Source organism: Anoxybacillus sp. CHMUD (assembly GCF_013096965.1).
In the GTDB taxonomy this organism is placed as follows: domain Bacteria; phylum Bacillota; class Bacilli; order Bacillales; family Anoxybacillaceae; genus Anoxybacillus; species Anoxybacillus kestanbolensis_A.
This window is the reverse complement of sequence record NZ_SDLG01000007.1, coordinates 111,334-131,590: the sequence shown is the minus strand read 5'-3', so window position 1 is coordinate 131,590 and position 20,257 is coordinate 111,334. Positions and strand designations below refer to the sequence as shown.

Here is a 20,257-nt window from a genome sequence, read left to right as displayed (position 1 = left end):
TTTTTTATAGTCGTTCAAGAAACCGCTTCATGCGTCGAATCGCCTCTTGTAATTGTTCAAGCGATGAAGCATACGAACAACGAATATATCCTTCTCCACTTGCTCCAAACACATACCCAGGAACAACGGCAACTTTTTCTTCTAACAATAGACGTTCCGCAAACTGCTCTGAAGTCATGCCTGTTGATTGAATGGAAGGGAATGCATAAAATGCTCCTCCCGGCATATGGCAAGTAAGACCGATTTCATTTAATGATTGCACAAAAAAGTTGCGCCGTTGCCGGTAACTTTTTCTCATTTGTTCGACGTCATCCGCCCCGTTTTGCAACGCTTCAATAGCTGCATATTGTGCCATCGTTGGTGCACACATCATCGTATATTGATGAATTTTTAACATCGCCGCCGCCAAATCTTTCGGTGCTGCAACAAAGCCTAATCGCCATCCCGTCATCGCAAATCCTTTTGAAAATCCGTTAATTAAAACCGTTCGCTCTCGCATATGGGCAATGGCCGGAAAACTTGTATATTGTTCCTCGTAACATAACTCCGCGTAAATTTCATCTGAGATAACAAGCAAATCATGCTTTGCTACGATGCGTGCGATTTGTTCCAGTTCTCCTCTATTCAATACCGTTCCTGTCGGGTTGTTCGGCGAACAAATAATTAATGCTTTCGTTTTCGGTGTCACAACTTGTTCAATTTGTTCGGGCTGTAACTTAAAGTGATGTTTTCCGCTCGTTTGAATTGGAATCGGCACGCCGCCAGCTAGCGAAACGAGCGGTGCATATGAGACGAAACTTGGTTCTACAACAATGACTTCATCACCCGGATTCAAAATCGCTCTAAGAGAAACATCAAGCGCTTGACTTGCTCCAACCGTGACAATAATTTCATTTGCTGGGTCGTATAGCACTTCGAAACGGCGCGCTAAATAATCGCTAATTGCTTTTCGTAACTCCCACAAACCAGCATTTGCTGTATATGACGTATATCCTTGTTCTAACGATAGAATGCAAGCTTCACGCACACTCCAAGGGGTAATAAAATCCGGCTCACCAACCCCTAATGAAATGACCCCTTCCATGCTCGCTGCTAAATCAAAAAATCTCCGAATACCAGATGGTTGTAAACGCGATACAGTATCAGATACGTACGTTTTCGTCTTTTGCATCACGGTGCCACCACGATTCTTCGATCTTGATCACCTTGTTCAAATACAGTGCCGTCATGTTTATATTTCTTCAAAATAAAGTGAGTTGTCGTTGAAATAACAGAGTCAAGCGTTGACAATTTTTCAGAAACAAAATGGGCAATCTCAGACATGGAACGTCCTTCAATAACAACAGATAAATCATATGCTCCCGACATTAAATAGACAGATTTGACCTCCGGGAAACGATAAATACGTTCCGCTACCTCGTCGAATCCAACGCCTCGCTTTGGTGTCACTTTTACATCAATCATCGCTGTCACACCTTCATGCCCATCAACTTTCCGCCAGTCCACAATGGTTGCATATTGTACAATGACTTTTGCTTCCTCTAACTTTTTTATCATATGCTCCACTTCCGAAACAGGAAGAGAAAGCATTTTCGCCATTGTCTCAATCGGCAATCGCGCGTTTTTTTCTAACAGTTCAACGATTTCGATTTCTTTTTCAGTTAACTTCATCATGAATCCCCCCTGTTATAAATTTTCACATAATTTAGAAAAAAATGCACGTATTTTTTCAAAAAAAGAAGCAAGACGACATCGCTTGCTGTTACCGCTTTTTTATGACACCACATGCGATTCGCTTGCCTGCATTTCCCGCTGGCTGAGACATGCCATCATCTTTTCCTTCATGGATTACAATCGCCGTTCCGTTTTTTGTAAATAAACCGTTTTTCTCTTCTGATAAATTGACATTCGGAGCCATCAATTGTACTTTAACTGTTCCATCTTCTTTCACGATTAAATTCGGTAAATCGCCTGCATGCGCCCCCTCCGGATGAAGAAGCCCGTGCTCCTTTCCTTCTGGATTAAAATGTTCCCCTGCTGATTTAAATTCAGGCGGTTCGCATGTTCCTTTGTCGTGAATATGCATCGCATGCTCCCCTGGTGGCAGCCCTTTGAGATTAATGTCCAGTTTTACTCCTTTAGGTTGTTGAGACATTTTAATCGTTCCAAGCGAGTCTCCATCTTCATTAATTACATTGACATCGACGCTTTTCACTTTCTCTTCCACGCATCCGCTTACAAGCAATAGAAAAAAACATACAATCACTCGATGCACAACAAGCCCTCCAACTACATATTTACGGCTTATTATGCCCTATTTTCATTTATTTAATCTTTCGCTTGTTGTTTTTTCAGCTGCTCTTCAAATTGCTTTGCTTTTTCTTCTTGACGCTTTGAAATTTTTATAATCAACCGCATCGTCAACACCGCAGCGATAAAAAAAGCGGTAAATGAAATCGCAGCAGGGATGTATTCTGTTTTATCTTCTGGAAAGTATAGAAACAGTCCAAATATGATATTAGCCATACGATCAACCTTTCCATATTTCATCTTTCTCATTATATCATAAAGACAATTGTAGCACTTCGTAAAAAAGAATATAATTGGATTCGTAAACAAAAGAGGGAGGCGTATTCGTTTGAAAAACGTCATAATCCACAAAGTCATTACGTTTGTATTTACGGAAGCGCAATTGAGGGGGTATTGGAACGAACAAAAACAAAAAATTCCATTTGAATCGTTAACAAATGAGCAGTTGATGGCATTAGCCGAAGATATGCTAGAAAATTCTTCTCATAGCCAGCTCGAACAACATATTTTAGATCATGGCTGGCGTGTAAAAGAAGAAACAGAGGGAGAAGTGCTCGCAGAAGATGATTCACGTGAACATGTGCATGTGGAAGTGATCGATACGACGAAACAAGGGTCGCCATCAACAAAACTGTTTATCGATCGGTTATCACAAATCGAATGTTCACAATGCGCATTTTCTTTTTATGTGCGCAATGTAAACGCTGACACAACAACTTTGAAATGTCCAAGTTGCCTCCAGCCACTAAAAAATTAGGAAAGAGAGGAATGACAAATCGTGCATGAGGCTATCACTCATGAAGTAAACAACTTTCAATATTATGCGGCCATTGCAATCTTTTTGATTACATACGCCATCATTATTTCAGAAAAAGTAAACCGAGCTGTAATCGCTCTATTAGGTGCCGCGTTCATGATCATCTTTGGCATCGTTGATTTACATCAAGCGTACACGCATCATATCGAATGGGGAACGATTACGCTTCTAATCGGAATGATGATTCTTGTTAGCATTACGAGTAGATCAGGATTTTTCCAGTATGTTGCGGTTAAAGCTGCGAAAATGGCAAAAGGAAGCCCGATTAACATTTTAGTCATTTTATCATTGCTAACCGCTGTTCTTTCTGCCTTTCTCGACAATGTCACAACTGTTTTATTAATCGTTCCAGTTACATTCTCTATTACACGCATGTTAGAAGTAGAACCTGTTCCGTTTTTAATTTCTGAAGTTCTTTTCTCAAACATCGGGGGAACAGCGACGTTAATCGGAGATCCACCGAATATTATGATTGGCTCTGCCAATAAACATTTAACGTTTAACGACTTTTTATTTAATTTAGGTCCTGTCGTTTTAATTATTATGCTCGTCATTATCGCTATTTTGTACGTCTTTTATCGCAAACGTCTTCAAGCGAACGCTGCGCTCATCGAACGACTTATGAAAGTCGATGAAAAACAATACATTAAAGATGCGGTACTATTGAAAAAGTCTGTTTCTGTTCTTGCATTAACGATTTTAGGATTTACGTTGCATTCCGTCATTCACGTCGATGCAGCGATCGTCGCGATGACAGGCGCAGTTATTTTAATGTTAATCGGCGTAAAAGAGCACGATTTGGAAGAAGTATTTGCTTCTGTCGAATGGACAACCATTTTCTTTTTCGCTGGATTATTTACACTCGTCGGCGGTCTCGTCGATATTGGACTGATCAAAAGTTTGGCAGAGAAAGCTTTGGAAGTCACAGGCGGCGATATTCACTTTGCATCTTACTTAATTCTGTGGGTATCTGGAATTGCCTCGGCAACGATCGACAACATTCCATTCGTTGCAACGATGATCCCGCTCATTCAAGATATGGCTGTTGGTATGGGGCTATCTCCTGATTCAGCACAAATTGATGTATTATGGTGGTCATTATCCCTTGGCGCTTGCTTAGGTGGAAACGGAACGTTAATCGGAGCATCAGCAAACGTGATCGTGGCAGGAATTGCTTCACGTGAAGGACACGGGTTTAGCTACTTTGATTTTCTAAAAATCGGAGCGCCACTTACGCTTATTTCCTTACTTATTTCACACGCATATATTTTCATTCGTTACCTATAAAAACGCTCAAAGTTCGCCTTTGAGCGTTTTTTTTCTTTCCATCATATACTGCTTGCAAGGAGGGAGAACGATGTATCCAAACGTCGATATTACACAATTTACACAATCGGCAAAAGCGATCCAAAAACTTTTTAAAGACGCAACAGCTATTTCCTCAAAAATTGCGAACGATCCTGTTTTTGCGAAACAATTGATGGAGAAAGCTCAACAATCGAAACAAGAAGAAGTACAAAAACAACTCCAATCGATTGGTATTGAGTCTGAAATAAGAATTTCTTTTAATCCAAATACGATTCATATAACGCTTTCTCCAAAAAAAGGCGAGTCGCCTTGTTGCCAACTCACCTTTCTTCTTTACTGGCGATAATTCGGTGCCGCCATTTGTTTCTCACCAATATGGGCTGCGTCGCGCAAATCATATCCATCATCTGTTTCACTTACATGAATGATATCTTCTTTTGCTCCCAACCGATTTGCGCGAAGCAATTGTTCTTCTTCTCTCATTATGATCCCCTCCGTATTGTTATGTTGTGCAAACGACTATCACTTATGTGTTGACATTTTTTGTTTTATCATATACCATTTCGTTAACGAATAAAAAAAGGAGGTTAACAAATGCGTGCGAAAGACTTAACATTTATCGCTATGTTTGCAGCATTAATGGCGATCGGTGCAAACATTACGTCATGGGCCCCGTTTCTCGTCATTGGTGGCGTTCCGATTACGTTGCAAACATTTTTTTGTGTACTAGCTGGTGCCATTCTTGGCGCAAAGCGTGGCGCAATGGCCATGACGGTTTACATGTTGATCGGGCTATTCGGTGCGCCTGTTTTTGCACGTTTTAGCGGAGGATTTTCAACTGTTATTGCCCCGACATTTGGATTTATTCTTTCTTTTATTCTTGCGGCATACGTAACTGGACTACTGATTGAAAAAAGTACAAATCGTTCGATCGCACGTTTTATTATTGCCACAATCATCGGTATGGTCATTAACTATGTTGTCGGTACAAATTGGATGTATGCGGCATTTAAATTATGGGCTGAAGCACCAGAAGGTTTCTCGTACGCGATGGCATGGAGCTGGATGCTCGTTCCACTTCCAAAAGACATCATTTTATCCATCGTCGCTGGTATCATCGCACCGCGCATTTATAAAGCATTAAACCAACATCAATCATATAACAAATACGTTGCATAACGAAGAAAAAGGAAGTTCGGTTATAGCCCGACTTCCTTTTTCTTTATATATTGTTGTCGAAACACTTGCATCGATTCGTTTTCGTTCAGTGCTATCATCTCTTGCTCCGATAATGTCCCATCTCCGCGTTTGACGACATATACATTCACTTTTTTCTTCCCCCAATGTTTATACACATCATCTACTGTTTCGTAATACAAATCAATTTTATGACCTTTAATCGCTGACCCTGTATCCGCAACAACACCATATCCATATCCTGGGATAAATAAAATCGTCCCGATTGGAAAAATTTTCAAATCAGCTGCGATTGTTGAATACAAATCACGTTTTACACGTACACCCGAATATGTAATGCCATAACTCGGGTGATCGGGCGTTTTTCCTGTTGACTCCACTCCCGCTGTATATCCTGTCGCTACAACTGTGACAGAAGGATATCGTGACCAGTCAAACGCTTCTTCTAGCGTCAACGATTCGTTTGTCGTCTGCTGTGACGAGAGTTGAGTCACTTGTTTTTCGTGTTTACGAAAACGATCAGCCACGTACTCATACGTATCTGATGAAAATAATGATTTAAACGAGAAAAAAGAAAAACGTGAAGGTGAAAACCAATCAGATAACATTTTCGCTTCAACGCCCGATATCGATTGAAATGTCGTCATGAACGCGCACAAAAACAATACAACCATGGTCGACCGTCTTAACCATTTTATACCCATTTATTCACTCCTCCCACGGTTGTATTTCTTTCCAACATTCAAAAAAAATATACATTAGCTACAAAAAAAAACCTCCACGATTGTGAAGGTTTAAAACATCCGATATCCTTTTTTCCGGAGCGTCTGGATAACGACACCTGAGACAATAGCACCAACAATACCGCTACTTAAAATAATTAAATCGGCACTAGCTAATGATTCGATTCGCTCTTTCACATGGGCGAGCGAAGCGGATGGACTTGTCACGTAGTCCATTACAGAAATTTGATCAATCCACAATAATAAAACAAATGGACTTAATATCGCCATCGTCCACGTCGTCCGCAAAATCATATTTAATAAAAAACCAATACCGAAAAATAAAACAAAAAACAATAAAACAGAAATGAATAAAACCGGAATGCTCATCTCCATACGTTTCACCTCCAATACACCATTTTAAGTGTACTGAAAGCGAAAACATGAGTCAATTATTGCTTCATGACTACCTCATCTTTCGCTACACCTGTTCCCTCACAATAATGGCATGTTTCAGACCCACCGACCGCAACATGAACATAACCGTTTCCTGCACAATATTGACACGTTGTCTTATTCATAATCCCTCTCCTTTTTCTTAATTTTCTGATAATTATATATAAAAATCAATGATTTGTAAAGGAAAAACGAGCGAAAAATTTCTTCGCTCGTTTTTATAGTAATTTAAATTTTCCTTTTTTCGCAACGAGTGTTGGGCCACCGATTAAGTAAAGCGCACGGTTGTCAATCACTTTTTTCATCACACTTGCCTTTGCGCCCCAAATTTTCTTACCGAACACAACCCCGATGGCATCATCGTGACCGAGCGAACATACCGTTCCTTTTAAGTCTGGTTTAAACGGCTGTAGTTCACCCTGTCCACGAATTAATACAGCTAAGTTTTTCGCACACACTTCCCCTTGTTGCATCGCGATTTGGGCAGTTGGCGGGTATGGACGGTTCGTTTCTTCGTTAATGATTAACGCACAGTCCCCGACAACAAATACATCTTCATGTCCTGGGGCACGCAAGAAAGGATCGACTTTGACACGGCCTCGCATCGCTTCAAAGCCCGATTCGTCAATGACGCGACTTCCACGTACTCCAGCCGCCCATACAACTGTTCCTGCTTTAATTTCTTCAACTTGGTCATCTTTGCTAACAATAATACCTTCTGGCGTACATTCTTTAATCGCTGTCCCAATTTTAAATTCGACACCTTTTTTCTCAAGCACATTTACCGCATATTCAACAAGTTCTGGATCAAAGCCCGGAAGAACTGTAGGCGCTGCCTCCACGCAAATGATGCGCACTTTATTTGGATCCACATCATACTCACGGCAAAGTTCTGGCACGCGGTTTACGAGCTCCCCTAAAAATTCGATACCTGTAAACCCTGCACCACCAACTACAATCGTCAAACGCTCATCGCGTTTTTCCTCTTCTGTGCTATATGTCGCAAACTGATACTCAATATGTTCGCGAATTTGGCGAGCCGCGTTAACGTTGGCAATCGAAAAAGCATACTCTTTTAGTCCTTTAATGCCAAACGTTTCAGATTCAAATCCAAGCGCAACAACTAAATAATCATATGTTAATGGCTCATGATTTTGAAGCAACACTTCCTTTTGCTCAAGGTTGATTTTTTCAACCGTATCTTGAATGAATTTCACTTTGCTTTGGTCGATGACGTCAGCAATCGCATAGCGAACGCGCTCATGATGTAGCGTTCCTGCTGCCGCCTCATGCAACCAAGTTGACTCGTAATGATAATCATGTTTGTTGACAAGCGTAATGCTTGCTTCGTTGACGCCAATCATTTTTTGTAAACGCGTCACTGTCATCAATCCGCCATAACCTGCACCTAATACAACAACATTTGGCTTCTTCAAGCGAATCACTTCCACCTTTTCTTATTTTTTTTAGCTTGCGCTTTTTGAACGATTTTTATCGTTTAGAAAGTTTGTGAATTTATTCACGAAATAGACCAAAAAAATACAACGTTTTGTAACAAAGTTGTCATTTCTACGTTAACATCTTATTCTTTTTTTCTCTCTTTTTCAAGAGTTATTTGTTCAATTTTTAGTCATAATTTTTGTCGAGTTCATGTCGAAATCTTCAAAACAACAAAAGCGTTTACCCATTTTTTATGGTATGATAATACATGAAAATTTGCGTTTTAGGAGGAATGAACGTGAAAGAAGATCAAAAATTATACGATATTACCATTATCGGCGGTGGACCTGTCGGCTTATTTACAGCGTTTTACGGCGGCATGCGTCAAGCGAGCGTCAAAATTATCGAAAGTCTTCCGCAACTCGGTGGACAACTTTCTGCGCTTTACCCTGAAAAATACATATATGACGTAGCGGGCTTCCCGAAAATTCGCGCCCAACAACTCATTGACAACTTGAAAGAACAAATGAGCAAATTTAACCCAACCGTTTGCTTAGAACAGTCTGTCGAGAAGTTAGAAAAATTGGAAGATGGGACATTTAAACTAACGACAAATAAAGAAATTCATTATTCAAAAGCGGTCATCATTACTGCTGGAAACGGTGCATTTCAGCCTCGGCGGTTAGAGCTCGAAAGCGCGACACAATACGAAGGTAAAAACTTACATTACTTCGTTGACGATTTGAATAAATTTGCTGGTCAAAATGTGCTCGTATGCGGTGGTGGTGACTCTGCAGTTGACTGGGCGCTTATGCTTGAGCCAATCGCTAAAAAAGTAACGATTGTGCATCGTCGCGATAAATTCCGTGCCCATGAACATAGCGTCGAAAATTTAATGAACTCATCTGTTGATGTAAAAACACCGTTCGTTCCTGTCGAATTGATCGGGGATGAAAACGGTATCAAACAGGTTGTTCTAGAAGAAGTCAAAACAAAAACGCGCGAAACGATTGATGTTGACGCAGTCATTGTTAACTATGGCTTCATTTCTTCCCTTGGCCCAATTAAAGAGTGGGGGTTAGAAATTGAGAAAAACTGCATTAAAGTAAACTCTAAAATGGAAACAAACATTCCAGGTGTGTATGCAGCAGGCGATATTTGCACATACGAAGGAAAAGTGAAATTAATTGCTTGCGGATTTGGTGAAGCACCAACAGCAGTCAACAATGCGAAATCATACATCGATCCAAACGCAAAAGTACAACCACTTCATTCCACATCGATGTTTGAATAATTCGAAGCCCCTCTCTTAAGAGAGGGGCTTCGAATGATCATTTTCATTCACCACATTTTCAATCGTGGTAGCTACTTCCTCCTTCGGTAGAGAGGCTCGCAACTGCTCCATTTCTTTTTCTAACTTTTTTGTATAATTTCGCATCTTTACAAACTTCCATCCACCAACAAGAAAAACGATGAGAGCCCCCAGTGTAACAGAGCCTAATATGACAATCACTAATGGTGTCTCAAAATAGCCGACGATATAATTCACTTCTACATTTTGAATATTTGCGATAGAAAATAGCGCCACTAGCAATGCAAATATAAGCCCTAAAATAATATTTCTTTGTCCTTTCGCATTCATCCCTCCCTAACATTCCTCTGGCGTACCAGCATGAGTCGCTGTACGGAACGATGAACCGCAACCACATGAAGCAATAGCGTTCGGATTATGAATCGTAAATCCGCCCCCCATGACTCCTTGTTCATAATCAATCATCGTCCCTTTTAGTACAAGCGCGCTCTCTTTATCGACTAATATACGCAAACCGTCTTTCTCAAACTCATGATCATCTTCACGTTTGTTGTGATCAAATCCCATCGCATAAGATAATCCACTACATCCCCCACCATACACACCGACACGAAAATAAGCGTTTTCTTCTCCGCTTTCTTTCATCATCTGTTTCACTTGCTTCACTGCTTTTTCGGTTAACAAAACGATTTGTTCCATTCGATATCACTCCTTTTTAATAGTAGTATACACCTGTACAAATAGTTTCAGCTGCCCCTCGCATCAACACATCACCATTTTCTTTCCACGTAATGTACAAATCTCCACCAGCTAAATGGACAACAATTTCTTCGTTTCGCTTCGTTTTTCCGTTTAATACGGATGCCACAACCGCTGCACAAGCCCCTGTTCCGCACGCTTGCGTCACACCGGAACCTCTCTCCCACACACGAAAATGAAGTTCGCGGTCGTTCACCACTTCTACAAACTCTACATTAATTCCTTCTGGAAAACGCTCATCTTTTTCAACAATCGGTCCAAGAGAAGTGACGGGAGCATCTTCGATTTGATCCACGTAAAACACAGCATGAGGATTCCCCATCGATACACCTGTCATATAATACGTATGCCCTTCAAATTCGATCGGTTCACTAACGACAATATCATCCTCTTTTCCTATCATCGGTATTTCAACACGAGATAAACGAGGTTTTCCCATATTTACTTCTACACTATTGACCTTCCCATCTTCAACAAACACACGAGCTTCTACAAGACCTGATAACGTTTCAATGAGAAACTGTTCCTCCTGAACAATTCCGTGTTCATATGCATATTTCGCTACACACCTCAACCCGTTGCCACAGTTTTTTCCTTCCGATCCATCGCTATTAAAAATACGCATTTTCACTGGAGCTACATCGGACGGACAAATTAAAATAAGCCCGTCTGAACCAATTCCCGTATGCACATTTGACACACGTTTTGCAATATGTGATAGCTCCTCCTCTGCTAAATGCTCTGTAAACATATTGACATAAATATAGCTATTCCCTAAGCCGTGCATTTTCGCAAATGAAAAATGTCTCATATTGTCCCTCCGCGTATCCGTTTAATAAAACTATACATCGTCATCATAACCGTGACAACTTTTTTACAAATACATAAAAAGTCACAGGCAACACGAACAGCGTATAGTATAATATGACTATCAACTATACGAGGTAGGGAACATAATGGATGTCTTATACGATCGTACCGTTACATGTCTTGTTTGCAAACAAACATATACAACGAAAAAAGTTCGTTCACGTTTCATTCACCCAATCCAACACGACACTGACTTTTGTTCATATTATGCTAGCGAAGAAGCGAATCCGCTCTTATATTACGTCCATGTTTGTCCACACTGTGGATTTGCGGCAACAGAGGAATTTTCAACATATTTCCCACCACAAACATTGGAAACAATCCAACAAAATATTTGCGCCAATTGGCGTGGGAAAAACTACGGTGGGGCGCGAACATTTGCTGAGGCGATTGATACATATAAACTCGGCATTTATTCTGCCACATTGAAAAAAGAAAAACATATTGCACTTGCTGGACTTTATATGCGTCTCGCATGGTTGTATCGTTCAAAACAACAACATGAAGAAGAACAGCGGTTCATGCGCCTAGCACTTGAACAGTATATCGCTTCTTATGAAACAGATGATTTTATTCATACACATATGTCGGAAGTCCGTTTATTGTATTTAATCGGCGAATTGTACCGCAGGCTAGGAAAAGAAAAACAAGCGATTATTTACTTTTCACGTGTGATTGCACGAAAAAAAGAAACAATTGAAAAAGGAATCGTCAACATGGCTTACGACCGTTGGCAAGAAATTCGTGAAGAAAAAAAGGGGGCACAATAGCCCCCTAAAACATTGGATTTTCCTCAATATATGCATAAACTCGTTCGACAAGTTGATCCGCATTCTCTGCTGTGACAATATCCCCATTTACCATCGCAAACAACGTATTGGCACATTTCCCACAATACCCTAAACAACCATATTCAATAATATCTAAGTTAGGATCTTTCTCTAATTTCTCTAGGGCACGTTGGGAACCATTTGCTAAATTGCTTATACAAAATTCAACGATCGGTCTTAACACTATATTCACCTCAATCTCATTATTATAACACTTTCACAAAAAATGATGTAATATTAACATCAAAAAAACATCTTAATTATTCATGCTTCACGAAAAAATGTTGTTATTTTGTCACAATTTCGCTATACTTTTAGTGGTCGAATTTTATCAAAAGGGGAAAGCTTCCATGAGAAACCTCGTGCTACTTGGCGGCGGATACGGAAATATGCGCATTTTACTCCGCATCCTTCCAAATTTACCAGAACACATTCATATTACATTAATTGATCGCATTCCATACCATTGCTTAAAAACCGAATATTACGCTTTGGCTGCTGGGACGATTAGCGACCAACATATTCGCGTCCCGTTCCCAGAACATCCTCACCTCTCTTATGTGTTCGGTGAGGTCCAAAAAATTGATCTTCATCACGAAGTCGTTCACCTTCAAGATGGGACGTGTATTCCGTACGATGACTTAGTCATCGGATTAGGTTGTGAAGACAAATATCACGGTGTCCCCGGTGCAGACATTTTTACTTATAGCATTCAAACTATCGACAAAGCAAGAGAAACGTACCAAAAGCTAAGCAATCTCCCACCGCATAGCATTGTCGGCGTCGTTGGAGCTGGATTAAGCGGTGTGGAGTTGGCAAGCGAGCTAGTAGAGAGTCGTCCAGATTTACACGTGAAACTGTTTGATCGCGGCACACGTATTTTGTCTATGTTCCCTGAACGGCTAAGTCATTATGTAGAACAATGGTTTCATTCACATGGTGTTGAGCTTATTCGCCAATCCAATATTACAAAAGTCGAAGAACATACGTTGTATAACCACGATGAAGCTATCCACTGTGATGCGATTGTGTGGACTGCCGGCATTCAACCGAATCGCGTCGTTCGCGAACTGAATGTTGAAAAAGACAATCAAGGACGTGTTGTGTTAACACCTAGACATCACATACCGAATATAGAAAATGTATACGTCGTTGGGGACTGTGCAAGCTTACCACATGCCCCAAGCGCTCAACTTGCTGAAGGTCAGGCAGAACAAATCGCCCAAGTGTTGCAAAAGCGGTGGAAAGGCGAAGAACCACCAAGCGAATTTCCACCAATTAAATTAAAGGGCGTTTTAGGATCATTAGGCAAAAAGCACGGATTTGGTCTCGTTGCTGATCGTCCACTAACCGGTCGCGTCCCACGCCTTCTAAAATCAGGTGTTTTATGGATGTACAAATACCATAATGGATATTAATTTCCTACATTTTTCGTATAAATTCAGAAAAGACAAGAGCGTAGGTTAGATATGCTTTCCAAACGTTCCATTGAACATGAAGCACAAATTACTGATTTGTGTTTTGTAAAATGAATGAGGGCGAGTTACTTCGCCCTTTTTTCAATCGCTTCATAAATGTTTTTTAATTTCGGATTTCCTTCGTCAACAATCTCACCATTAATGACAACGACAGGATAAAATAAATCTTCATCGATGATCTTTTGCGCAAACTGACGCTTTTCATCATCTTCTGGTGGTGAAAAAATATCAACATACACAAACTGAAATGAATGGTTCGGATATTTTCGCGAAACAGCAGCTTGAAGCCATTCATACGTATCTTTTGATGACGGAGCACCGACACAAGAAGCACAAATCATATCCGCTCCATACACACATATTTCGATCATCATTCATCCTCTCCCCTGGAAAAAAGTTAAGTAACGTGAATAGATTTTTTTCATCATGATGATTATAATAAAATTAGTGAAAGGAGTCGATGGAAATGGCAGATCAAGATATTAAACAACAAGTGCAAGAAGTATTAGATAAACTTCGCCCATTTTTACTTCGCGATGGCGGAGATTGCGAGTTAGTTGATGTGGAGGATGGAGTTGTTAAACTTCGCCTTCTCGGCGCATGCGGTAGCTGCCCAAGCTCAACGATTACGTTAAAAGCCGGAATCGAGCGCGCATTGCTTGAAGAAGTTCCTGGCGTTGTTGAAGTTGAACAAGTGTTCTAACAGCAAAAAGGGTGTCCAAAAAATGATTGGGCACCCTTTTCATTTCTCTAACGCCATTTTATATACACAGCTACCTGTCTCCTCTACTGACAACATCCGAACATCGCTATACGGAAACGCCACTTTCAACGCATGATATACTTTCTCTCCTTGCCCTCGTTCCGCAAAACATAGCACCGTCGGACCAGCACCGCTTAATGCAACACCAAAGGCACCATTTCGTTTCGCCACCGCACGAACATGTTGCAATTCAGGTACGAGACTTTCCCGATATGGTTGATGAAATACATCGGCATCCATCATTTCACCAACAAGCGACCAGTTGTGTGTAAGCAATGCAGCTACAAGAACATTACTAATTGCGCTTGCTTCTACCGCCTGCGCACGCGTAAATGCGCTCGGAAGAACGGTACGAGATTTTTTCGTTTCCAGTTCATATGTTGGAATGACAGCTATTAAATCAATCGGTATATGTGGGATGTTCACAACATGTGTGCGTTCATTTAAATGACTACCGATCACTAGCCCCCCATACAAAGAGGCGCCAACATTATCAGGATGCCCTTCGTATACGCTCGCTGCCCGCATTTTCTCTTCTTGCGACAAACAAAGACATCCTAACTCATTCGCCAACTCAATAGCAGCCACAATGGCTGCAGCACTGCTACCAAGCCCACGAGTAAACGGAATATTGCTTGAGACAAATACGTGACAAGGCGGCAACGTTACACCATACTCGCTTGCTAATTTACTTGCTACTTGATAAATTAAATTACTTTCATCGGTTGGAATGCTTTTTACTTCATCTGTTTTTGGGATAAATTCCCACGATTCTGCACGCACGACTTCCAATGTTAAATGTAACGATACCGCTAATCCGATCGAGTCAAAGCCAGGACCGAGGTTGGCTGTGCTTCCTGGAACGACAATTTTTAACATCTCCCCATCATTCATTGAAGAACAGCTCCTTGAATATGCGCAAACACCGCTTCCTCATCATTCGGCAAGACGATCGGTTGAACTTTCATCGCTTCCATCGCTACATTCGGATCTTTCAACCCATTTCCTGTAAGAACGGCAACAACACAGCTTCCTTTTGCAATTTCCCCACTTTCTACTTGCTTCATTACACCTGCAATGGATGCGCACGAAGCAGGTTCTGCAAATATTCCTTCTTCGCGTGCAAGTAGACGATACGCATTTAAAATTTGTTCGTCTGTTACTTCATCAATTTTTCCACCTGATTCATTCGCAGCTTGAACAGCATATTCCCAACTCGCTGGGTTACCAATTCGAATTGCTGTTGCAATCGTTTCAGGATTTTCGATCACTTTATTACGTACAATCGCTGCCGCCCCTTCCGCTTCAAATCCGCGCATTTCCGGTAATTTTGTGCCATGCTTCTCATGAAATTCCTTAAACCCTTTCCAATACGCTGTAATATTTCCTGCATTTCCAACTGGTATGGCAAGAATATCTGGCGCCTGCCCGAGTTGTTCGCAAATTTCAAACGCTGCGGTTTTTTGCCCTTCGATGCGATACGGATTGACCGAATTAACAAGCGTGACCGGAGCCAGCTCGCTCAAACGGCGCACCATTTTTAGCGCATGATCGAAATTCCCTTGAATCGCAACAATTTCCGCTCCATACATAACCGCTTGTGCCAACTTCCCAAGCGCAATTTTTCCATCAGGAATGACGATGATGCAACGCATATTCGCCCTCGCAGCATACGCCGCAGCCGCAGCGGACGTGTTACCTGTCGAAGCACAAATGATCGTATCGCTTCCTTCTTCCTTTGCCTTAGCGACAGCCATCACCATTCCGCGATCTTTAAATGATCCTGTTGGGTTTGCCCCCTCTGTTTTAACATATAACTCGATGTCGAGTTTTTCAGACAAATGAATAAGCGGAATGAGTGGCGTATTTCCTTCATTTAACGATAACAGCGGCGTTTGATCGGTCACTGGCAAATAGTCACGATAATGATGTAACAACCCTTTCCACATTACAATGCACCTTCCCCTTCTACGCGATACGAGCTTTTCACTTCTTCGACAACTTCTAAATCACGCAATTGCTGCAATACATCACGATAATCTTTTAAGGACGCTTGATGTGTAACGAGTACAATTTCAGCTAAATCTTTTTGTTTTAAAGGAAGTTGTAAAATTTTCTCGAAACTTACTCCCCGTTCTGAAAAGAGCGATGTAATTTTCGCAAACGCTCCCACTTGATCTTTCACATGAATGCGTAAAAAATATTTCGAGTATATTTCGCTATCGTCTTTTAACTGCTTATCGTATTGCGGAGTAACTGCACTTCTTCCATTCACCCCAAGACGCATATTTTTCATGACGGCAACTAAATCGGACACAACAGACGTTGCTGTCGGCAAACTTCCTGCCCCCGGACCGTAAAACATCGTCTCTCCGACCGCTTCTCCATAAACGTAAACTGCATTATATTCATCGTTTACAGACGCAAGTGGATGCGTTTCCGGTAGCAACGTTGGTTGTACACTCACTTCAACTTTCTCTCCATCTCGATGGGCAATACCGATTAATTTCATCGTGTAACCGAGCCGTTTGCTATAGTTTAAATCTTCTTCCGTAATCCCAGTAATCCCTTTTACGTATACATCTTGTAAATCAATATTCATCGAAAAGCCAAGTCGAGCTAAAATTGCCATTTTCCGTGCTGCATCTAATCCTTCCACATCTGACGTCGGATCAGCTTCCGCATAACCAAGCGCTTGCGCCTCCGCTAATACTTCTTCATACGGCCGATTAAATTTGCTCATTTTTGTTAAAATGTAATTTGTCGTTCCGTTGACAATCCCCATCATTTTCGTAATGCGGTCAGAAGCTAATCCGTCCACAAGGCTACGTAAAATTGGAATGCCTCCTGCTACACTTGCTTCATAAAATAAGTCACAACCGTACTCAGACGCAACGGAGAGCAACTCTGTACCGTATAATGCCATTAAATCTTTATTCGCTGTAACGACATGCTTTCCATTTTTTAATGCTTGTAATATATATTGGCGCGTTTCTTCAATGCCTCCCATGACTTCAATGACAACATCAATGTCCGGGTCGTTAATCACTTCTTCTACATGTGTTGTTAATACTGCCTCTGACAAAACGACATCTCTTTTTTTATCGCGATCACGCACCGCAACTTTTTTTATTTCAACAGGGCAACCAATTTGGTGCATCAATTTATCTTGATGATTTTTAATAATTTTAACTACCCCACTACCAACCGTTCCTAATCCTAACAATCCAACTGATACGCTTTTTACCATCTTCCCCACCTCTTGTTTTTCTGTAATGAACATTTGTTTTTATATAGTAGACATTATAGAGGATCTCTATTTCTTTTACAATCCTTATTTTCATTATCGTACCATATGAAAACGCTTTATGTTTAAAAATTTTCTAAAAAATAAAAAAAGAGCCCTTTGGCTCTACACAGGAGTATAAGGTTCTCTCCCTTCTAAGACAGCTATCACATTGCGACAACATAGTTGCATCATTGCATATCTCGTCTCCTTCGTTGCACTTCCGATATGTGGTAGTGCAACAACGTTAGGCAATTGTAAAAGTGGGTGATCCGACTGAATCGGTTCTTCTACAAATACATCTAATCCTGCACCAGCAATTTGTCCGTCAATTAATGCATCATACAGCGCTTTTTCATCAACAACCGCTCCACGACCTGCGTTAATAAAAATGGCCGACCGCTTCATTTTCATAAATGCTTCACGATTAAACAATTGATACGTTTCGTTCGTTAAAGGAGTTAAACAGACAACAAAATCCGCTTGCTCAAGCAACTCGTCAAACGAACAATACGTTGCACCAAGCGTTTGTTCCGCTTCAATATTTCGTGAACGATTATAGTATAACACGCGCATATGAAACCCTTTCGCTCGATGCGCAACAGCTTGCCCGATTTTCCCCATACCGACAATTCCAATCGTTTTATGGTGAACATCTGTCCCGGCAAGTAACAGCGGGCTCCAACTTTTCCATTCTCCTCTTTTTATAAACTCTGTTGCTTCAACTAACCTCCTTGCTGTTGCTAACAACAAAGCGAATGTTAAATCCGCCGTCGTTTCTGTCAACACATCGGGCGTGTTACAAACAATAATCCCGCGTTTTGTCGCTGCTTTTACATCAACATTGTCGTAACCGACTGCTACGTTCGCAACAACGCGTAGATTAGGGCTGTTTTTTAATAGCTCCTCATCAATGCGATCAGATAGCATCGTAATCAGCGCTTCCGCCCGATTTGCTTCTTGAAGCAATATGTCGCGTGGAACAACAAGATGCTCGTGTGGCCACATGTTTACATCATATTTGTCGTATAACGGAGCAACAATATCGTCCGGTAATTTTCTTGTAATAAACACATACGGTCTTCCCATCTTTTTAACCCCTTTCGCACATTGTCCTCCGTTTTATTGTAGCACATTTATAACCAGTCAAGACGAGGAATGGAAACAGTAGTCATATCATGAAAATGGCGAAGTTTTTGTTCATACATATCACTCTCTTCAAACACTTGTCTCAATTGTTGTTCATAGCCTTGTCTTATGTCTCCTTCTGCTCCGTAATAGTTTTCAATTGCTTGAAAATAATGAAGCGGGAATAGTAAGCGGGCATAAATCATCCGCCAAGCAAAACGACTAAGTGTTTGCACCCGTTCATACGTCCGTAAAAAATGCGTAATCGTTTCATCTACTTGTTTGATAAGCCATTGCGTTCGTATCCATTCTGCTATATCGCGACCTGCATGATCACACACCCAATCCGTCGGTATTTTCCCCATCTCCCATGCTTCAGGCGCAAATTGTTCATGACAAATGGTTCGCATATCGCTACGCATTGGAACTTCGTCTAATTGCGTATCTACGACATACTGAATCGCATTTTCGGCTAAACCTAAGTAATACGGAAATGTCTCAATAAACAATTCGTCCATTTCACTTTTTTCAGACGATCTCACTTGCAATTGCCAAAACTGTTCTAATTGATCAATACGTTGTCCCCACAGCTCGCCCCATTGCCCGAATCGGTTTCTTGTGGAAACATCATACGGATATGTGCGCCCGCGCTGATGAAATAATGCAAGCTGTTGTGCTAAATCGTCTGTTTCATTTCTCTTTTCCATTTTCCACACACTGACTTGCATCCCTTGTAACTTTCCAACAAATCGACCTGTCTTCGTCGGAAGCAACGTCGCAATCGTTTCGTCACCTTGCGTTCGCATATACATCCCCATGTAGTATAACTGCTGTATGTCGCTCTCTCTCTCATCCGTCGGTATCGCAACATATATGTCATTTCCACTTCGAACAAGAAAACGATCATTTTTTGTTTCCATATGATCGACACGAAAATAATAATCCATGCACATCCCTCCTTCTTTCATGTATATGTTTAAAAAATACGTATAAACTTCATATGAGAGAGGAAATAAACGCACGTTTCATAAAAAAGCACATACATTGTAAAAAATAAAAAATGAAATAGGTGAAGTTGGATGGAGGAAAAGAAAATAGGAAAAATGGAGCAAATCGCACGACAATGGCTCGCAGATCGCGGAGTAACAATTGAACATATCGCGGAACTCGTTTATTATTTACAATCTAAATATCATCCTGACTTACAAATGGACGAATGTATTCATAACGTCAATCGAGTCATTGCAAAACGCGAAGTGCAAAATGCGCTATTTACCGGCATTCAGCTCGATATTTTAGCGGAAAAAGGATTGTTGGAAGAGCCTCTTCAATCGTTTATCGAAAAAGACGAAGGACTGTATGGAGTCGATGAAATTTTAGCTTTATCCATCGTTAACGTATATGGTTCCATTGGTTTTACAAATTACGGTTACATCGATAAACAAAAGCCAGGTATTTTACAACAATTGAATGATAAATCGTCTGGCAAATGTCATACGTTTTTAGATGATATTGTCGGAGCAATTGCCGCTGCCGCTTCGAGTCGCTTAGCGCATCGCGCGGCCCATATTGAATAAATGA

28 protein-coding genes are annotated in these 20,257 nt (G+C 40.9%); 9 read left to right on the top strand and 19 right to left on the bottom strand.

The features are described from left to right. Positions 1–4: 4 nt before the first annotated feature. From ETB99_RS07070 to ETB99_RS07055, 4 genes are all read right to left on the bottom strand, one after another. Positions 5–1,171, bottom strand: a complete 1,167-nt coding sequence (locus ETB99_RS07070) for an aminotransferase (RefSeq protein ID WP_171700279.1) — start codon at positions 1,169–1,171, stop codon at positions 5–7. Beyond that, positions 1,171–1,671: an Lrp/AsnC family transcriptional regulator gene (locus ETB99_RS07065; RefSeq protein WP_004892302.1), complete on the bottom strand. Its 501-nt coding sequence runs from the start codon at positions 1,669–1,671 to the stop codon at positions 1,171–1,173. The genes ETB99_RS07070 and ETB99_RS07065 overlap by 1 nt, the downstream gene beginning before the upstream one ends. Before the next feature lie 91 nt (positions 1,672–1,762). Beyond that, on the bottom strand, positions 1,763–2,275 hold the full coding sequence (locus tag ETB99_RS07060) for a superoxide dismutase family protein (RefSeq protein WP_077429592.1): 513 nt from the start codon (positions 2,273–2,275) through the stop codon (positions 1,763–1,765). Between the two features lie 53 nt (positions 2,276–2,328). Next, positions 2,329–2,526 carry a hypothetical protein gene (locus ETB99_RS07055; protein ID WP_006322202.1) on the bottom strand — a complete coding sequence of 66 codons (198 nt, stop codon included), beginning with the start codon at positions 2,524–2,526 and terminating at the stop codon, positions 2,329–2,331. A 112-nt stretch (positions 2,527–2,638) separates the two neighbouring features. Between ETB99_RS07055 and ETB99_RS07050 the strand changes: the two genes are divergently transcribed. The 3 genes from ETB99_RS07050 to ETB99_RS07040 all read left to right on the top strand — a co-directional run bounded on the left by ETB99_RS07050 (position 2,639) and on the right by ETB99_RS07040 (position 4,781). Then, complete coding sequence (locus tag ETB99_RS07050) at positions 2,639–3,067, top strand: hypothetical protein (RefSeq protein WP_077429591.1); 429 nt, start codon at positions 2,639–2,641, stop codon at positions 3,065–3,067. Between the two features lie 21 nt (positions 3,068–3,088). Beyond that, positions 3,089–4,414 carry an ArsB/NhaD family transporter gene (locus ETB99_RS07045; protein WP_171700278.1) on the top strand — a complete coding sequence of 442 codons (1,326 nt, stop codon included), beginning with the start codon at positions 3,089–3,091 and terminating at the stop codon, positions 4,412–4,414. Between the two features lie 70 nt (positions 4,415–4,484). Continuing rightward, the gene (locus tag ETB99_RS07040) at positions 4,485–4,781 is read left to right on the top strand and encodes a YuzC family spore coat inner layer protein (protein ID WP_128999765.1); all 297 of its coding nucleotides are present in this window, start codon (positions 4,485–4,487) and stop codon (positions 4,779–4,781) included. Here the strand turns inward: ETB99_RS07040 and ETB99_RS07035 are convergent. Beyond that, complete coding sequence (locus ETB99_RS07035; RefSeq protein WP_003398754.1) at positions 4,769–4,918, bottom strand: hypothetical protein; 150 nt, start codon at positions 4,916–4,918, stop codon at positions 4,769–4,771. The two genes, ETB99_RS07040 and ETB99_RS07035, sit on opposite strands and share 13 nt — an antisense overlap. A 111-nt stretch (positions 4,919–5,029) precedes the next feature. On the opposite strand from ETB99_RS07035, the gene ETB99_RS07030 reads away from it, so the two are divergent. Further along, positions 5,030–5,614, top strand: a complete 585-nt coding sequence (locus ETB99_RS07030; RefSeq protein ID WP_077429588.1) for a biotin transporter BioY — start codon at positions 5,030–5,032, stop codon at positions 5,612–5,614. Between the two features lie 20 nt (positions 5,615–5,634). Here ETB99_RS07030 and ETB99_RS07025 read toward each other — a convergent pair whose 3' ends face one another. The 4 genes from ETB99_RS07025 to ETB99_RS07010 all read right to left on the bottom strand — a co-directional run bounded on the left by ETB99_RS07025 (position 5,635) and on the right by ETB99_RS07010 (position 8,255). Continuing rightward, complete coding sequence (locus ETB99_RS07025; protein WP_077429587.1) at positions 5,635–6,336, bottom strand: 3D domain-containing protein; 702 nt, start codon at positions 6,334–6,336, stop codon at positions 5,635–5,637. Positions 6,337–6,426: 90 nt separating this feature from the next. Next, entirely contained in the window at positions 6,427–6,750 is a 324-nt protein-coding gene (locus tag ETB99_RS07020; protein WP_035020626.1) for a YuiB family protein, read from the bottom strand. Positions 6,751–6,806: 56 nt separating this feature from the next. Then, entirely contained in the window at positions 6,807–6,935 is a 129-nt protein-coding gene (locus ETB99_RS07015; protein WP_006322188.1) for a YuiA family protein, read from the bottom strand. Between the two features lie 93 nt (positions 6,936–7,028). Beyond that, positions 7,029–8,255 carry an NAD(P)/FAD-dependent oxidoreductase gene (locus ETB99_RS07010; protein WP_077429586.1) on the bottom strand — a complete coding sequence of 409 codons (1,227 nt, stop codon included), beginning with the start codon at positions 8,253–8,255 and terminating at the stop codon, positions 7,029–7,031. Between the two features lie 293 nt (positions 8,256–8,548). On the opposite strand from ETB99_RS07010, the gene ETB99_RS07005 reads away from it, so the two are divergent. Then, positions 8,549–9,544, top strand: coding sequence for an NAD(P)/FAD-dependent oxidoreductase (locus tag ETB99_RS07005; protein ID WP_035020644.1), 996 nt, complete (start codon positions 8,549–8,551; stop codon positions 9,542–9,544). Positions 9,545–9,559: 15 nt separating this feature from the next. Here the strand turns inward: ETB99_RS07005 and ETB99_RS07000 are convergent, their stop codons facing one another. The 3 genes from ETB99_RS07000 to dapF are packed head-to-tail and all read right to left on the bottom strand — an operon-like array spanning position 9,560 to position 11,132. Next, positions 9,560–9,892 carry a LapA family protein gene (locus tag ETB99_RS07000; RefSeq protein WP_077429585.1) on the bottom strand — a complete coding sequence of 111 codons (333 nt, stop codon included), beginning with the start codon at positions 9,890–9,892 and terminating at the stop codon, positions 9,560–9,562. A 6-nt stretch (positions 9,893–9,898) separates the two neighbouring features. Beyond that, positions 9,899–10,261, bottom strand: a complete 363-nt coding sequence (locus tag ETB99_RS06995; protein ID WP_128999763.1) for a HesB/IscA family protein — start codon at positions 10,259–10,261, stop codon at positions 9,899–9,901. A 16-nt stretch (positions 10,262–10,277) separates the two neighbouring features. Next, complete coding sequence (gene dapF, locus ETB99_RS06990) at positions 10,278–11,132, bottom strand: diaminopimelate epimerase (protein ID WP_077429583.1); 855 nt, start codon at positions 11,130–11,132, stop codon at positions 10,278–10,280. Between the two features lie 145 nt (positions 11,133–11,277). Between dapF and ETB99_RS06985 the strand changes: the two genes are divergently transcribed. Further along, entirely contained in the window at positions 11,278–11,961 is a 684-nt protein-coding gene (locus ETB99_RS06985) for a DUF2225 domain-containing protein (RefSeq protein ID WP_077429582.1), read from the top strand. A 4-nt stretch (positions 11,962–11,965) separates the two neighbouring features. Here the strand turns inward: ETB99_RS06985 and ETB99_RS06980 are convergent, their stop codons facing one another. Continuing rightward, positions 11,966–12,205 carry a YuzB family protein gene (locus ETB99_RS06980; protein WP_171700277.1) on the bottom strand — a complete coding sequence of 80 codons (240 nt, stop codon included), beginning with the start codon at positions 12,203–12,205 and terminating at the stop codon, positions 11,966–11,968. 166 nt (positions 12,206–12,371) lie between these two features. Here ETB99_RS06980 and ETB99_RS06975 point away from each other — a divergent pair, with 166 nt between their 5' ends. Then, positions 12,372–13,439: an NAD(P)/FAD-dependent oxidoreductase gene (locus ETB99_RS06975; RefSeq protein ID WP_171700276.1), complete on the top strand. Its 1,068-nt coding sequence runs from the start codon at positions 12,372–12,374 to the stop codon at positions 13,437–13,439. 125 nt (positions 13,440–13,564) lie between these two features. Here the strand turns inward: ETB99_RS06975 and ETB99_RS06970 are convergent, their stop codons facing one another. Continuing rightward, entirely contained in the window at positions 13,565–13,870 is a 306-nt protein-coding gene (locus ETB99_RS06970; RefSeq protein ID WP_171700286.1) for a YuzD family protein, read from the bottom strand. A 95-nt stretch (positions 13,871–13,965) separates the two neighbouring features. On the opposite strand from ETB99_RS06970, the gene ETB99_RS06965 reads away from it, so the two are divergent. After that, on the top strand, positions 13,966–14,202 hold the full coding sequence (locus ETB99_RS06965) for a NifU family protein (RefSeq protein WP_003398276.1): 237 nt from the start codon (positions 13,966–13,968) through the stop codon (positions 14,200–14,202). A gap of 39 nt (positions 14,203–14,241) precedes the next feature. Here ETB99_RS06965 and thrB read toward each other — a convergent pair whose 3' ends face one another. The 5 genes from thrB to yutH all read right to left on the bottom strand — a co-directional run bounded on the left by thrB (position 14,242) and on the right by yutH (position 19,623). After that, positions 14,242–15,156 carry a homoserine kinase gene (thrB, locus tag ETB99_RS06960; RefSeq protein WP_171700275.1) on the bottom strand — a complete coding sequence of 305 codons (915 nt, stop codon included), beginning with the start codon at positions 15,154–15,156 and terminating at the stop codon, positions 14,242–14,244. Beyond that, positions 15,153–16,211: a threonine synthase gene (gene thrC, locus ETB99_RS06955; protein ID WP_171700274.1), complete on the bottom strand. Its 1,059-nt coding sequence runs from the start codon at positions 16,209–16,211 to the stop codon at positions 15,153–15,155. Before thrC ends, thrB begins: the two co-directional genes overlap by 4 nt. Further along, positions 16,211–17,512 carry a homoserine dehydrogenase gene (locus ETB99_RS06950; RefSeq protein WP_171700273.1) on the bottom strand — a complete coding sequence of 434 codons (1,302 nt, stop codon included), beginning with the start codon at positions 17,510–17,512 and terminating at the stop codon, positions 16,211–16,213. Before ETB99_RS06950 ends, thrC begins: the two co-directional genes overlap by 1 nt. A 162-nt stretch (positions 17,513–17,674) precedes the next feature. Further along, a complete protein-coding gene (locus ETB99_RS06945; protein WP_171700272.1) occupies positions 17,675–18,637 on the bottom strand; it encodes a 2-hydroxyacid dehydrogenase in 963 nt (320 codons plus the stop codon). Positions 18,638–18,684: 47 nt separating this feature from the next. After that, positions 18,685–19,623, bottom strand: a complete 939-nt coding sequence (gene yutH, locus ETB99_RS06940) for a spore coat putative kinase YutH (protein WP_077429576.1) — start codon at positions 19,621–19,623, stop codon at positions 18,685–18,687. Positions 19,624–19,755: 132 nt separating this feature from the next. Between yutH and ETB99_RS06935 the strand changes: the two genes are divergently transcribed. Continuing rightward, a complete protein-coding gene (locus ETB99_RS06935) occupies positions 19,756–20,253 on the top strand; it encodes a phosphatidylglycerophosphatase A family protein (protein WP_077429575.1) in 498 nt (165 codons plus the stop codon). Positions 20,254–20,257: the final 4 nt, after the last annotated feature.

What these genes read in the sequence shown, in the direction of transcription:
- dapF (WP_077429583.1), bottom strand. Translation starts at nt 11,132, where the DNA reads ATGAGACATTTTTCATTTGCGAAAATGCACGGCTTAGGGAATAGCTAT.
- ETB99_RS07035 (WP_003398754.1), bottom strand. Translation starts at nt 4,918, where the DNA reads ATGAGAGAAGAAGAACAATTGCTTCGCGCAAATCGGTTGGGAGCAAAA.
- ETB99_RS06935 (WP_077429575.1), top strand. Translation starts at nt 19,756, where the DNA reads ATGGAGGAAAAGAAAATAGGAAAAATGGAGCAAATCGCACGACAATGG.
- ETB99_RS06965 (WP_003398276.1), top strand. Translation starts at nt 13,966, where the DNA reads ATGGCAGATCAAGATATTAAACAACAAGTGCAAGAAGTATTAGATAAA.
- thrC (WP_171700274.1), bottom strand. Translation starts at nt 16,211, where the DNA reads ATGTGGAAAGGGTTGTTACATCATTATCGTGACTATTTGCCAGTGACC.
- ETB99_RS06975 (WP_171700276.1), top strand. Translation starts at nt 12,372, where the DNA reads ATGAGAAACCTCGTGCTACTTGGCGGCGGATACGGAAATATGCGCATT.
- ETB99_RS06970 (WP_171700286.1), bottom strand. Translation starts at nt 13,870, where the DNA reads ATGATCGAAATATGTGTGTATGGAGCGGATATGATTTGTGCTTCTTGT.
- ETB99_RS07000 (WP_077429585.1), bottom strand. Translation starts at nt 9,892, where the DNA reads ATGAATGCGAAAGGACAAAGAAATATTATTTTAGGGCTTATATTTGCA.
- thrB (WP_171700275.1), bottom strand. Translation starts at nt 15,156, where the DNA reads ATGAATGATGGGGAGATGTTAAAAATTGTCGTTCCAGGAAGCACAGCC.
- ETB99_RS06945 (WP_171700272.1), bottom strand. Translation starts at nt 18,637, where the DNA reads ATGGGAAGACCGTATGTGTTTATTACAAGAAAATTACCGGACGATATT.
- yutH (WP_077429576.1), bottom strand. Translation starts at nt 19,623, where the DNA reads ATGGATTATTATTTTCGTGTCGATCATATGGAAACAAAAAATGATCGT.
- ETB99_RS07040 (WP_128999765.1), top strand. Translation starts at nt 4,485, where the DNA reads ATGTATCCAAACGTCGATATTACACAATTTACACAATCGGCAAAAGCG.
- ETB99_RS07015 (WP_006322188.1), bottom strand. Translation starts at nt 6,935, where the DNA reads ATGAATAAGACAACGTGTCAATATTGTGCAGGAAACGGTTATGTTCAT.
- ETB99_RS07025 (WP_077429587.1), bottom strand. Translation starts at nt 6,336, where the DNA reads ATGGGTATAAAATGGTTAAGACGGTCGACCATGGTTGTATTGTTTTTG.
- ETB99_RS07070 (WP_171700279.1), bottom strand. Translation starts at nt 1,171, where the DNA reads ATGCAAAAGACGAAAACGTACGTATCTGATACTGTATCGCGTTTACAA.
- ETB99_RS06995 (WP_128999763.1), bottom strand. Translation starts at nt 10,261, where the DNA reads ATGGAACAAATCGTTTTGTTAACCGAAAAAGCAGTGAAGCAAGTGAAA.
- ETB99_RS07020 (WP_035020626.1), bottom strand. Translation starts at nt 6,750, where the DNA reads ATGGAGATGAGCATTCCGGTTTTATTCATTTCTGTTTTATTGTTTTTT.
- ETB99_RS06950 (WP_171700273.1), bottom strand. Translation starts at nt 17,512, where the DNA reads ATGGTAAAAAGCGTATCAGTTGGATTGTTAGGATTAGGAACGGTTGGT.
- ETB99_RS07055 (WP_006322202.1), bottom strand. Translation starts at nt 2,526, where the DNA reads ATGGCTAATATCATATTTGGACTGTTTCTATACTTTCCAGAAGATAAA.
- ETB99_RS07030 (WP_077429588.1), top strand. Translation starts at nt 5,030, where the DNA reads ATGCGTGCGAAAGACTTAACATTTATCGCTATGTTTGCAGCATTAATG.
- ETB99_RS06985 (WP_077429582.1), top strand. Translation starts at nt 11,278, where the DNA reads ATGGATGTCTTATACGATCGTACCGTTACATGTCTTGTTTGCAAACAA.
- ETB99_RS07065 (WP_004892302.1), bottom strand. Translation starts at nt 1,671, where the DNA reads ATGAAGTTAACTGAAAAAGAAATCGAAATCGTTGAACTGTTAGAAAAA.